Annotated in this window: 12 protein-coding genes and 2 tRNA genes; 5 read left to right on the top strand and 9 right to left on the bottom strand. The window is 61.5% G+C overall.

The window, feature by feature from the left end; all coding sequences use genetic code 11:
- Positions 1 to 137: 137 nt before the first annotated feature.
- Together BWR18_RS12950 and ttcA are read right to left on the bottom strand one after the other, a co-directional pair.
- Positions 138 to 1,685: a putative bifunctional diguanylate cyclase/phosphodiesterase gene (locus BWR18_RS12950; protein ID WP_076628800.1), complete on the bottom strand. Its 1,548-nt coding sequence runs from the start codon at positions 1,683 to 1,685 to the stop codon at positions 138 to 140.
- Between the two features lie 76 nt (positions 1,686 to 1,761).
- Positions 1,762 to 2,631, bottom strand: a complete 870-nt coding sequence (gene ttcA, locus BWR18_RS12945) for a tRNA 2-thiocytidine(32) synthetase TtcA (protein WP_076628799.1) — start codon at positions 2,629 to 2,631, stop codon at positions 1,762 to 1,764.
- 103 nt (positions 2,632 to 2,734) lie between these two features.
- On the opposite strand from ttcA, the gene BWR18_RS12940 reads away from it, so the two are divergent.
- A complete protein-coding gene (locus BWR18_RS12940; protein ID WP_076628797.1) occupies positions 2,735 to 3,262 on the top strand; it encodes a DUF3833 domain-containing protein in 528 nt (175 codons plus the stop codon).
- Positions 3,263 to 3,286: 24 nt separating this feature from the next.
- On the opposite strand, the gene yidD is transcribed toward BWR18_RS12940, so the two are convergent.
- The 3 genes from yidD to rpmH are packed head-to-tail and all read right to left on the bottom strand — an operon-like array spanning position 3,287 to position 4,081.
- A complete protein-coding gene (gene yidD / locus BWR18_RS12935; protein ID WP_076628795.1) occupies positions 3,287 to 3,532 on the bottom strand; it encodes a membrane protein insertion efficiency factor YidD in 246 nt (81 codons plus the stop codon).
- Complete coding sequence (gene rnpA, locus BWR18_RS12930) at positions 3,529 to 3,924, bottom strand: ribonuclease P protein component (protein ID WP_076630306.1); 396 nt, start codon at positions 3,922 to 3,924, stop codon at positions 3,529 to 3,531. The genes yidD and rnpA overlap by 4 nt, the downstream gene beginning before the upstream one ends.
- A 22-nt stretch (positions 3,925 to 3,946) precedes the next feature.
- The gene (gene rpmH, locus BWR18_RS12925) at positions 3,947 to 4,081 is read right to left on the bottom strand and encodes a 50S ribosomal protein L34 (protein WP_005980833.1); all 135 of its coding nucleotides are present in this window, start codon (positions 4,079 to 4,081) and stop codon (positions 3,947 to 3,949) included.
- Between the two features lie 319 nt (positions 4,082 to 4,400).
- Between rpmH and BWR18_RS12920 the strand changes: the two genes are divergently transcribed.
- From BWR18_RS12920 to BWR18_RS12905, 4 genes are all read left to right on the top strand, one after another.
- On the top strand, positions 4,401 to 5,132 hold the full coding sequence (locus BWR18_RS12920) for a TVP38/TMEM64 family protein (protein WP_076628794.1): 732 nt from the start codon (positions 4,401 to 4,403) through the stop codon (positions 5,130 to 5,132).
- Between the two features lie 5 nt (positions 5,133 to 5,137).
- On the top strand, positions 5,138 to 6,556 hold the full coding sequence (locus tag BWR18_RS12915) for a dihydrolipoyl dehydrogenase family protein (RefSeq protein ID WP_076628792.1): 1,419 nt from the start codon (positions 5,138 to 5,140) through the stop codon (positions 6,554 to 6,556).
- 12 nt (positions 6,557 to 6,568) lie between these two features.
- Positions 6,569 to 7,951, top strand: coding sequence for a sensor histidine kinase (locus tag BWR18_RS12910; protein WP_076628790.1), 1,383 nt, complete (start codon positions 6,569 to 6,571; stop codon positions 7,949 to 7,951).
- Positions 7,952 to 8,020: 69 nt separating this feature from the next.
- Positions 8,021 to 8,097, top strand: a tRNA-Arg gene (locus BWR18_RS12905).
- A gap of 130 nt (positions 8,098 to 8,227) precedes the next feature.
- On the opposite strand, the gene BWR18_RS21690 is transcribed toward BWR18_RS12905, so the two are convergent.
- The 4 genes from BWR18_RS21690 to BWR18_RS12885 all read right to left on the bottom strand — a co-directional run bounded on the left by BWR18_RS21690 (position 8,228) and on the right by BWR18_RS12885 (position 11,215).
- Positions 8,228 to 8,644 (bottom strand): hypothetical protein, encoded by a 417-nt coding sequence (locus BWR18_RS21690; RefSeq protein WP_157598758.1) that lies wholly within the window; start codon positions 8,642 to 8,644, stop codon positions 8,228 to 8,230.
- A 111-nt stretch (positions 8,645 to 8,755) separates the two neighbouring features.
- Positions 8,756 to 8,831: transfer RNA gene (locus BWR18_RS12895), tRNA-Gln, on the bottom strand.
- Positions 8,832 to 8,894: 63 nt separating this feature from the next.
- The gene (locus tag BWR18_RS12890) at positions 8,895 to 10,226 is read right to left on the bottom strand and encodes a mechanosensitive ion channel family protein (RefSeq protein WP_076628786.1); all 1,332 of its coding nucleotides are present in this window, start codon (positions 10,224 to 10,226) and stop codon (positions 8,895 to 8,897) included.
- On the bottom strand, positions 10,223 to 11,215 hold the full coding sequence (locus tag BWR18_RS12885) for an NADPH:quinone reductase (RefSeq protein WP_076628784.1): 993 nt from the start codon (positions 11,213 to 11,215) through the stop codon (positions 10,223 to 10,225). Before BWR18_RS12885 ends, BWR18_RS12890 begins: the two co-directional genes overlap by 4 nt.
- Positions 11,216 to 11,220 lie beyond the last annotated feature (5 nt).

Genomic DNA, 11,220 nt, shown 5'->3' with positions numbered 1-11,220 from the left:
GTTCAACAGAGTGCAGGGGCAAAGGTCAAGCGGATTCGGGTGTGACGCGGGGCCTGGTGGCCCGATGCACCTTCACGATCAAGACAGGGATGGACAGCGCGTTTGCGCGGGTGCGCACAATGGCAAAGACAGGTGGGTCAGTTCGTGCGCCGCACCGGAAGCGAGGGCGCGTCTTTCAGCTTTGCCTCGTGCGCGCGGACCCAATCGAGCGTCTTTTCAAACGGCATTGGCCGCGCGATGCCGAACCCCTGAACATAGTCGCAGCCAAGCTGTGCAAGCAGAGCATGTTCGCCCACGGTTTCGACCCCTTCAGCGAGGGTTTCGATGTTCATCCGCTCTGCCATGGTGAGCACGGCGCTGATCATCCGCTGTTGTTCCGGATCCCGGTCCGCCTTCATCACGAAAGAGCGGTCAATCTTGATCCGGCTGACGCCGAAGCGCCGGATGGACGAGATTGAGGCGTGCCCGGTCCCGAAATCATCGAGGTCGATCCGGCACCCCAGTTTTGCCAGGGCGTTGATGTTGCGGGTGATCGTATCAGCGGTGGTGTCGGTCACCACCGTTTCCAGGATTTCGACGGCCAGACGGTCAGGTGTCAGATCAAAGCGGTCGAGTTCCCAGCGCACCTTGTCCACCAGCTTGGGGTTGTTCAGTTCCGAGCCGCTAAAGTTCACACCCACATGCGGCACGCGTAGACCGGCGGAATCCCACGCCTTGAGCGCGGTGAAGCTGTGATAGATCATGATCTCGGCCAACCGTTCGAGCAGGCCGGCATCCTCGATGGCGGGCAGGAACTCGGCCGGAGAGATGGCGCCGCGGTCCGGATGTATCCAGCGTGCCAGCGCCTCGAACCCGGCGACCTTGCCGGTGTCGGTTGAAATCTGGGGCTGGAACCACGGTTGAATGTGCCCTTGTTCAAGTGCGGCGGCAACCTCGTCGCGCAGATGCGCGCGATTCTTGAGCCGCGAGTGCAGTTCAGTGGAATAGGCGCGCACGGAGGACGGGCCGCGCCGCTGCGCTTCGGTCAAGGCGGCGAGCGATCCGTTGAGCCAGTCGCGCCCTGTACCGCCGGGCGCGCGGTTCAGGAGGCAGAATCCGACGCTGACGGACACGTAGATCGTTGTCCCGTCGATGGCGATGGGTTCCTCAATCGCTTGCTGGTAGCGCCCTGACAGCTGGATGCAGCTTTCGAGATCAAGATGCTGCACCTGGCCCAGACACAGCGAAAAGCGAAAATCGCCCGTTTGGCAAAGTGTGTCGTTGTCACGCATCGTCGTCACAAGCCGATCCGCCACGGCTTTGAGAATACGGTCGATGGCTGCGGGTTCAAAACGGTCGGCAAGCGTGGCATGCTCATCCAGTTCGATGGAAAACATGGCGCTGTTTTTGTCCGCAGCCGGTGCATCCTGTCGGATCGTGTCGATCTTGTCGCCAAACGTGTCTTGTGACACCACCCCCGGCTGCAAATTTCGAGCCATTCGCTGTCGTATCAAATCCTCGATCCCGCCGAAGGCCAGCCAGGCCAAGGGCAGGGCAATCGCCATGGTGGTCAATGCCACCTCTCCGCCCAGCCAGTAGGCGGCCAGCATGATCGCAGGCACAAAGGCCAGCATTTGGGGGCCTGTCAGGACCGCTGCTGCCCCCTGGCGCAGGTTGTTGAGCTTTTCTGGCGCGCGGAACTGCATGTTTTACCCTTCTTCCGACTTGCCCTGTCGCATCCACAGGTTGGGCAAGAAGTAGGAAGTCAAAGTGAGTCAGCGCTTAACGCACATCAGGAATGTTCACGTTTTTTTCTTCAAATTGTTCGGACCCGCGGACAAGTCCCGCGAAGTCGAACAGTTTCGGATCGAGCAGGTGCGAGGGTCGTGCATTCATCAACGCGCGGAACATCACCTGGCGCCGCCCGGGGCTGTTGGCCTCCCACCCGTCGAGGATTTGCTTGACCTGTTGGCGTTGCAGGCCGTCCTGGCTGCCGCAGAGGTCACAGGGAATGATGGGGTACGTCATGGCCCGCGCGAATTTCTCGCAATCGGCCTCGGCCACATGGGCCAGGGGCCGGTAGACGAAGAGGTCACCTTCCTCATTCACCAGCTTGGGCGGCATCGTCGCGAGCCGTCCGCCGTGAAAGAGGTTCATGAAAAAGGTTTCGAGAATGTCGTCACGGTGGTGGCCCAGGACGACTGCTGTGCACCCTTCCTCGCGCGCGATGCGGTAGAGGTTGCCGCGCCGCAGACGCGAGCAGAGGGCGCAGAATGTGCGGCCCTGGGGCACCTTGTCGATCACGATGGAATAGGTGTCCTGGTATTCGATGCGATGGGGCACCTGCATCCGTTCGAGGAACTCGGGCAGCACGGTTGCGGGAAAGCCGGGTTGGCCCTGGTCGAGGTTGCAGGCCAGTATCTCGACCGGCAGGAGGCCCCGCCATTTCAGCTCGTGCAGCACGGCGAGTAGGGTGTAGCTGTCCTTGCCCCCAGACAGGCACACCAGCCATTTGCCGCCCGGTTCGATCATGCCGTACTGTTCGATCGCTTCGCGCGTGTAACGGACGATCCGTTTGCGCAGTTTTTTGAATTCGGTGGTCGTCGGCGCGCCCGCAAAGAGGGGGTGAATGTCGTCGCTGTCGTCAAGCATGGGCCACCTCGTGGGCTGGGGTTGCGCCCTCTTACACCAGGGCCTGCGTGAACCAAAAGGGTTTGGGGGCCGTATTCCTGTCAAACAATTGAGGGGCGGTGCGATGCGGTGGATGATCTTGGCGATAGGGCTTTTGGTTCTGGCGGCATGCACGGGCAAGCCGTCGCTTGTCGATGAAGTGCTGTCGGAGCGGAAGCTGAACCTTGAGGAGTTCTTTGACGGGCGGCTTACGGCCTATGGCCAGTTTCAGGATGTGTTTGGGACGGTGCGCCGTCGGTTTACCGTGGACATCGAGGGCACGTGGGATGGGCGGACGCTGACACTGGTTGAGGACTTTGTGTATGAGGATCAGAGCACCGAGCGGCGGGAGTGGACCCTGACCAAGACCGGACCCGACAGTTGGCAGGGGACGGCGCCCGGTGTCATCGGCACCGCCACGGGGCAGGAGATGGGCGATACGTTTAACTGGCAGTATACGATTGATTTGCCGGTGCCGGATGGGACACTGCGTGTGATGTTTGATGATTGGATGTGGTTGCTCAGTGACGACCGATTGTTGAATCGGGCGTATATGAAGCGGGCGGGTGTGGATATCGGTGATGTGATCATCACGTTTGAGAAAGAGCAGTGACGCTTTTGTCCACAGGTTGATCTTTCAAGGATCGTCCCGCTTGCATTTGCAGTCCGGCACCGGGTCGTAGCCGCTGCTGCCCCAGGGATGGCAGCGCCCGATGCGGCGGATGGCCAGCCACGTGCCTTTGATGGCGCCGTGTTTTTCGAGGGCCTCCATGGCGTAGGCGCTGCAGGTCGGTTGATAGCGGCAGTTGAAACCGACCCAGGGCGAAAGGACCAGCCGGTAGGCGCGGACGGGCAGGGAGACGATAAAGGCCAAGGGCGTCATGGCAGACGGTCCATGGCGGCATTGCAATCGCTGATCAGCTGGTTGAGGGGGCGGGTCGCTGTGATATCGGCGCGACCCACCAGCACGTAGTCGGTGGCGGGTTTGCCGCGGTGACTAAGCACGTGGCGGGCAACCTCGCGTAGGCGGCGTTTGGCTCGGTTGCGGGCGACGGCGTTGCCGACTTTTTTGGAGCAGGTAAAGCCGACGCGGATCGGACCATCGTCGTTGCGGGTGCGGGACTGGAGGATAAAGCCGGGCATCACCACGCGGCGCCCGCGCGCAGCGCGCAGGAAGTCGGCGCGCTTCTTCAATGTCTCAAAACGCAAAGGCCCCGCCGGAGGCATGTCTTCGCCAGCGTCAAAGCTGGGCAAAGCGGCCTCCGGCGGGGTCATTGTCATCCCTTTCGGGGAAAGCTTACGCGCTCAGCGACTTCCGGCCGCGGGCACGGCGGGCGTTGAGGATCTTGCGGCCAGCCTTGGTTGCCATGCGGGCACGGAAACCGTGACGGCGTTTGCGCACGAGGTTCGAAGGTTGATAAGTGCGTTTCATCGCATTGGCTCCGGATCTGTTGGCCCCGTCATCCCGCGGATTCGGGTTGGGGCAGTATTCGAAGCCCGTCCTCTAAAGCGGAGACATTGCCAAGTAAACCCTTTGGGCACTGAAATTCTGCATGCTTGCAACAAATCGGGGCCGAAGCCGGTCGGTATGTTTCAATAGCGCGTGCCGCGTCCAAGAAACCTCACGGAAATGGGCAATTCCGTTCAACGGGGCGTGAAGAGCCTGTTTTGCCGCGTGCGGCGGGCGCATTTTCAGGTCACACCGGGCCCAAGGTGGGTCGGGCAATCGCGGCGCGATCAAAGGATACGGTATGACGGACATGAGCCAACCAAGCAAATCCAGTGTGATGCGGAACCTGCCGCTGATCGGGATCCTGATCGTTGCGGCCATTGGCGCCTTCACGTTGCGCGACTACTTGAGCTTCCAGACGCTGGCCGATAATCGCGAGGCGCTGATCGACTTTCGCAATGCGAACTACCTGCTGACCGCGCTGGTTTATGTTGGCATCTACATCCTGATCGTGGGCTTTTCCTTGCCGGGCGCGAGTATTGCCACGCTGACAGGCGGGTTCCTGTTTGGGACCATGTTCGGGTCCGTCTTTACCGTGACGGCAGCGACCATCGGCGCGACGATCATTTTCCTCGCGGCCCGCCATGGGTTTGGCGAGACGCTGGGCCAGCGCATGGAAGCGTCAAAGGGTACGATCAAGAAGATCAAGGACGGCATTGATGAGAACCAATGGTCGATGCTGTTTGTCATCCGTCTGGTGCCGGTCGTGCCGTTCTTTGTGGCCAACCTTGTCCCCGCCTTCATGCAGGTTCCGCTGCATCGCTACGTGATCTCGACTTTCCTGGGCATCATTCCGGGGTCGGTCGTTTATACTTCGGTCGGGGCCGGTCTGGGCGAAGTGTTCGCCCGCGGCGAGACGCCGAACCTCGGCATCATCTTTGAACCCCACATCCTGCTGCCCATTCTTGGGTTGGCGGCGCTGTCCCTGCTGCCGGTGGTGGTCAAGGCCGTGACGGGCAAGAAAGGTCTGTAATTCAGATGAAACGCATCAAGACTGATATTCTGGTCATCGGCGCCGGGTCCGGGGGGCTGTCCGTGGCGGCAGGCGCCGTGCAGATGGGCGCCAAGGTTGTCCTGCTGGAAGGGCACAAGATGGGCGGCGACTGCCTGAACTATGGCTGCGTGCCGTCCAAGGCGCTGATTGCCAGTGGCAAGGCGGCGTATGGCCAGACCCACAGCGCCGAATACGGGGTGGCCAATGCGGCCCCTCAGGTCGATTACGCAGCGGCGAAGGATCACGTGGCGCAGGTGATTGCGCAGATCGAACCTGTCGACAGCCAGGAGCGGTTCGAGGGGCTGGGTGTGAAAGTTATCCGGGAGTTCGGTCACTTTGTTTCCGAGACGGAAGTGCAGGCGGGCGAGACGGTCATCAAGGCCCGGCGGATCGTGATCGCGACAGGGTCGAGCCCGCTTGTGCCGCCCATCGACGGGATCGACAGCGTCCCGTATCTGACAAATGAGACTCTCTGGGAGTTGCGCGAGCGCCCGGAGCACTTGTTGATCATCGGCGGTGGTCCCATCGGGATGGAAATGGCGCAGGCGCACCGACGTCTTGGATCGCAGGTCACTGTGATCGAAGGCGACACCGCGCTGGGCAAGGATGATCCCGAGATGGCCGATGTGGTCCTGACCAACCTGCGCCGCGAGGGGATCGAGATTGTGGAAGGGGCCTTGGCCGAGAAGATCGAAGGGGGCGAAGGGTCCGTTACCGTTCATACCAAGGACGGGCGCAGCTTTGCCGGGTCGCACCTACTTGTGGCCGTGGGTCGCAAGTCGAACACCGACAAGCTGAACCTTGAGGCGGCTGGGATCGAGACGACGCGGACTGGGGTGAAGGTGGATGACAGCCTGCGCACAACAAACCGCCGCGTCTATGCTGTGGGTGATGTTGCGGGTGGGCTGCAATTCACCCATGTGGCGGGCTATCATGCCGGTGTCATCATCCGGTCGCTGCTGTTTGCGTTGCCGTCCAAGGCCAAGACGGCGCATATCCCTTGGGCCACGTACACGGAACCAGAGCTGGCGCAGGTCGGATTGACCGAGGCACAGGCGCAGGATGCGCATGGTGCCAAGCTGGAGGTGGTGCGATTTCACTACAATCACAACGACCGCGCCATCGCCGAACGCAAGACCGACGGTCTGATCAAGGTGATGGTGGTCAAGGGGCGGCCCGTTGGCGTGTCCATCGCCGGGCATCAGGCGGGTGAATTGATTAACCTGTGGTCGCTTGTGATCGCAAACAACATGAAGATGAGCCAGGTCGCCGCCATGGTGTCGCCTTACCCGACCATTGGTGAGGTCAACAAGCGCGCAGCCGGTGCATATTTCAGCCCGCGCCTTTTCGAAAGCGCTGCCGTCAAGCGGGTCGTGGGACTTGTGCAACGGCTCATTCCCTGACCACATAGCACGATGATGAACTCACTCTCCGGCCGGTTTCTGATCCTGACGACCATCTTCGTGATGTTGGCGGAGGTTTTGATTTTTGTGCCGTCCATCGCGCGGTTCCGGGAGGAATATCTGCAAAACCGCCTTGAGCGCGCACAGATTGCATCGCTGGCCCTGCTGGCTGACGATATGATTGATGGAGACCTTGAGCAGGAGTTGCTCGAGAACGCGGGCGTGTTCAACGTGGTGCTGCGCCGGGATGAGGTGCGACAGCTGATGCTGGCCTCGCCCATGCCGCAGCCTATCGACGCGACATTTGATCTGCGCGACGGGACGGCGCCTGTGCTGATCCGCGACGCGCTGATGCGGATTTTGGAGCCGGAGAACGAGGTGATCCGCGTGATCGGCGCACCGACGCGCGAGGCGGGGCTGCTGATCGAGGTGACGATGGAGACCGGGCCGCTGCGCATGGCCATGATCGACTACGGCATTCGCATCCTTGTTCTGTCGGCGGTCATTTCGATTGTTACCGCGGGGCTGCTGTTCATTGCAGTGCGGGCCATTCTTGTGAAACCCATTCGCGGCGTCGTGGGCCACATGCAGCGCTATGCCGCTGCCCCTGAAGACGCGCGCCGGATCATCACGCCCAACGCCGGTGTGACTGAGTTGCGAGAGGCCGAAGAAGCGCTGCGCAGTTTGCAGACCGAATTGATCTCCGCACTGCGGCAGAAGGATCGTCTGGCGCAACTGGGCAGCGCAGTGTCCAAGATCAGCCATGATCTGCGCAATATCCTTACTTCTGCACAGCTCTTCACCGACCGGATCGAAGCGTCCGAAGACCCGCTCGTGCGCCGCATGGCACCGAAGCTGGTGAACTCGATGACCCGCGCCGTGCATTTGTGCGAAAGCACGCTCGCGTTTGGCAAGGCGGAGGAGCCGAGCCCGACGCTGATGATCTTTACCCTTGATGACATTGTGGCCGATGTGCTGGACAGCGAACGGCTGGCCGTTGGCGATCACGATCTGTCGCTGAGCGAAAACATCCCGCCGCTCTTTTCACTCCGCGCAGATCCCGAGCAGTTGTTTCGTGTCGTGTCCAATCTGGTGCGCAATGCGCGGCAGGCGATCATCGCGACAGGCAAGCCGGGCGAGATCAATGTGTCTGCCTATGAGGATGCAGACAATTGGTGGATCGAGATTGCCGATACCGGGCCCGGCTTGCCGCCGAAGGCGCAGGAACATCTGTTCCAGCCGTTCCAGGGGGGCGTCGCCAAAGGCGGGACAGGTTTGGGCCTGGCCATTGCGCAGGAACTGGTGCGCGGTCACGGCGGCGCGCTTGAACTGGACCGGACGGGACCAAAGGGCACTGTCTTTTCGATCCGACTGCCAAAAGGCGAAGACATCTGACGCGATCCACGGATTTGCTCAGATACCCCCTTGCAAACCCTTTCCCGCGGGACTAGACCGCCTGCCAGTGGACCGATAGCTCAGCTGGATAGAGTACTTGACTACGAATCAAGGGGTCGGGGGTTCGAATCCTCCTCGGTCCGCCACTAACACTTTTGTCGAATGTAGAGCCGCAGGCAACTTGTCCCTAGGAATGGGACTTTCTCCTGTATCTACGCGAACAGTGTCCAACCCATTGATTTGCCTCGAATGGCAATAACGCGGTTTTCGCGGCTTTCAGTGCTTTGGCCCGTCGACCGCCGGGTTCTGAATGATGTCAAAGCCGTTTTGCCCCAATATCCGGGCAGAGTCATTTTCTCGCCGATGCCCGCGTTGTGTCGCCTCATCTGAATTGGGATTGATCGGTGTCGGCTCACTTGGCCTGACTGCAACGATGTTCGGCCCTGTCTCTCCCGGGACCGGCGTTGAAATGATGTTGTCGGTTGGATCGACTACAACACTTGCAGACCACACACATCGCTTGGCGGACGGGCTCCAGCCGACTCCGCCAATCTTAACCGCAGCACTCGGCCTGCCTCGCTTGACCTCCGCAAAGGCTCCGCTCAGCACGCCTTGGCTAAGGATGGCGTGCTTCATCTGCATGGGATTGATCGAGCTGAGGAATCGCATAAGACCGACCGAGTGGTCGATCATCAGGAAAGCCCAGTTGTCGGGGTTCGCTATCGGGTAAGGTCACGGCGTTCTCTTTTGTGGATAGCCGGACGAGTTGCAGTTTTCGCCGGGCGACACATAAAAGACTTGAAATGGCTGGGATGGTAGGACTCGAACCTACAACCTACGGTACCAAAAACCGGTGCTCTACCAATTGAGCTACATCCCAACGTGCCGCGCTAATTAGAGCGGGCTCGCGGCGCGCGCAAGCCCTTTTGGGCCAAAATCCTTACTATTCCTTTGGCGCCGCATCAGTCAGCAAATCGGGGGCGTCGGGGTCGCTGCGCTCGGCATCGACGAGCTTGTCCAGTCCGGGTTCCGACATGTCGGTCACGTCGGCGGCGGCAACCTCTGGCACGTCGGGCACTTTGGTCGGGGAGGGGGGCGGGCTAGGGCGGGCCGCTTCGGTCGCGGGTGCCAGGCCGCCCAACAATTGCACGCGGTAGGTCGTATCGGGCACTTCGATCCCTGCGCCTTCGATGCGCGCCTTGGTCAGACGCAGCGCCTCGCCCTTGGCGCGCACGAGCGAGGTCGCCTCTTGGTCAATCCAACCCGTCACGGTTAGAAAAATCGCGCCATCCCCGATCCGCTCGATCCACGACATCGGCGCAGGCTCGGCCAGAACAAAGGGCAGTCCCGCCACCGTCTCTTCCGTCATTTGCCGCACATCGGCCAGATCCGCGTCGGAACTCACCCCGATCTCGAAACTAAAGCGCCGTTCCGTGTTGGTGGAATAGTTCACGATCCGGCTTTTGAACACGGTCGCATTCGGGATGCGGATGTGGTTGCCATCAAAGCTGAGAAGGATCGTGGCGCGGCTGGTCAGGCGGATGACCTTGCCGATGTCGCCCTGGATTTCCACGACGTCATTGGGACGAAAGGGCTGGCGGATGGACAACATGATCGAGGCGATGAAGTTCTCGACCGTGTCGCGCACGGCAAAGCCGATGGCCAGGCCGACGATCCCCGCAGCGCCGAGGATCGTGCCCAGCAGTGCGGTCGCGCCGAGGATGTCGAGCGCGATGACCACGCCCGCGATAAAGAACAGGATGCGCACCACCTGCCGGTAAATATTAGCGATAAATGCGTTTGGCGCGATCCGCTCCCACGGGTTGCGCGCGCGCGCCAAAAGCATCCCCAAGGTCAGCACGCAGATAAAGGCCAGCGCAGCAACGGCAATCAGGGGCAGGAGGGCGATCGCCTGCGTGATGCGGGCCTGAAAACGTTCGACCGCCGGGTTCAGCCGGGCAACCACATCGGTGGTCTCCGTGACTTCGTTGTTGATCGCCACGACCCCTTCGACCCGGCCCACCAATTCATTCAGGCGCACGGCCGTGCTGGCATCGACCGTTGTGCCGCGCAGGGTGACGATGCCCGAAGATACCGAGACGGTGACGCCATCAAACCCGTCGAGCTCCCCCAGGATGTCGCGGATGCGCACGGCAATGGCGGCGTCCTGGGTCGCGCTGTCTGCGACCGTGATGGTGCCCTGTGGTTGGCTCGTGTCCTGCGCCCAGATCGGTGTGGCACACAGGCATATCAGCACGGCGAGGAGGCGGATCATGCTTGCACCTCGACCAGAACAGCGCCGTCCCGACCGCCACGTTCGACCGCTTCGTGTGCGGCAGCGGTGCGGGCCAAGGGAAAGACCTGCGCGATGGGGCAGGTGAGTGCGCCCTCGCTGAGCGCATCGTGCAGATAGGCGATGGCGGCATCCCGTTCCGCTTTGGGCAGGAGGTAGATCAAAAGGACGTCGAGCGTGACCGCTTTGAACAGCAGCGGTCCAAAGGGCAGCGTCGGGGTCATGTTGCGCGCGGAGCCATAGACCGCAATTGACCCGTTGGGCGCGATCACCTGCGCATCGGTGTCGATGTTTTGGCCCAATTCGACTTCAACGATCCGTTCGACAGGCGCGCCCTCGTTTGCATTGAGGATTGCTTCGCCAAGATCGGGGGCGGTGTAGTCGAGCACAGCATCCGCCCCCGCGGCTTCCGCCCGCTCCATACCCGCACCATGCGCGGTGGCGATCACCCGCGCGCCGCCCCATTTGGCAAGTTGCACGGCCAGCAGGCCAACAGTTCCAGCACCTCCTTGGACCAGAACGGTTTGCCCCGCGACCGCGCCGCCGCCAAAGACGGCCTGCGCCGCCGTCAGCCCGGGAATACCCAGCACCGCGCCTGTTTGCTCAGACACGCCGTCAGGAAGATCGACCGCCTGGTCCGAGGGCAGGCAGATATGCGTCGCCGCCGTGCCGAAGGGACGCTGCCATTGCCCGTTCCAGATCCACACGCGTTGGCCGATCCGATCCGCGGGCACGCCGTCTCCGATAGCGACAATGCGGCCCGCGCCGTCGCTGTGCGGGACAATCTGGTCGAAGGGCGGCTTTGTCGCGCCAGGCCGTGTCCCCCCACGGGCTTTGACGTCAGACGGGTTCACGCCGGAATAGCTGAGTTCGACAAGCACCTCGCCTGCTGCGGGGTCAGGTGTTGGCAGTTCGGCAAGTGTCAGAACGTCGGCAGCCGGTCCAAAGCGAGAGTATTGTATGCATTTCATTTCAA

It is taken from the genome of Tateyamaria omphalii (genome assembly GCF_001969365.1).
GTDB classification, from domain to species: Bacteria; Pseudomonadota; Alphaproteobacteria; order Rhodobacterales; family Rhodobacteraceae; genus Tateyamaria; species Tateyamaria omphalii_A.
This window is presented reverse-complemented; position numbering and strand designations above follow the sequence as displayed.

Excerpts from the sequence above, each read along its gene's own strand:
- BWR18_RS12950 (WP_076628800.1), bottom strand. The coding sequence starts at position 1,685 with ATGCAGTTCCGCGCGCCAGAAAAGCTCAACAACCTGCGCCAGGGGGCA.
- ttcA (WP_076628799.1), bottom strand. The coding sequence starts at position 2,631 with ATGCTTGACGACAGCGACGACATTCACCCCCTCTTTGCGGGCGCGCCG.
- BWR18_RS12940 (WP_076628797.1), top strand. The coding sequence starts at position 2,735 with ATGCGGTGGATGATCTTGGCGATAGGGCTTTTGGTTCTGGCGGCATGC.
- yidD (WP_076628795.1), bottom strand. The coding sequence starts at position 3,532 with ATGACGCCCTTGGCCTTTATCGTCTCCCTGCCCGTCCGCGCCTACCGG.
- rnpA (WP_076630306.1), bottom strand. The coding sequence starts at position 3,924 with ATGACCCCGCCGGAGGCCGCTTTGCCCAGCTTTGACGCTGGCGAAGAC.
- rpmH (WP_005980833.1), bottom strand. The coding sequence starts at position 4,081 with ATGAAACGCACTTATCAACCTTCGAACCTCGTGCGCAAACGCCGTCAC.
- BWR18_RS12920 (WP_076628794.1), top strand. The coding sequence starts at position 4,401 with ATGACGGACATGAGCCAACCAAGCAAATCCAGTGTGATGCGGAACCTG.
- BWR18_RS12915 (WP_076628792.1), top strand. The coding sequence starts at position 5,138 with ATGAAACGCATCAAGACTGATATTCTGGTCATCGGCGCCGGGTCCGGG.
- BWR18_RS12910 (WP_076628790.1), top strand. The coding sequence starts at position 6,569 with ATGATGAACTCACTCTCCGGCCGGTTTCTGATCCTGACGACCATCTTC.
- BWR18_RS21690 (WP_157598758.1), bottom strand. The coding sequence starts at position 8,644 with ATGATCGACCACTCGGTCGGTCTTATGCGATTCCTCAGCTCGATCAAT.
- BWR18_RS12890 (WP_076628786.1), bottom strand. The coding sequence starts at position 10,226 with ATGATCCGCCTCCTCGCCGTGCTGATATGCCTGTGTGCCACACCGATC.
- BWR18_RS12885 (WP_076628784.1), bottom strand. The coding sequence starts at position 11,215 with ATGAAATGCATACAATACTCTCGCTTTGGACCGGCTGCCGACGTTCTG.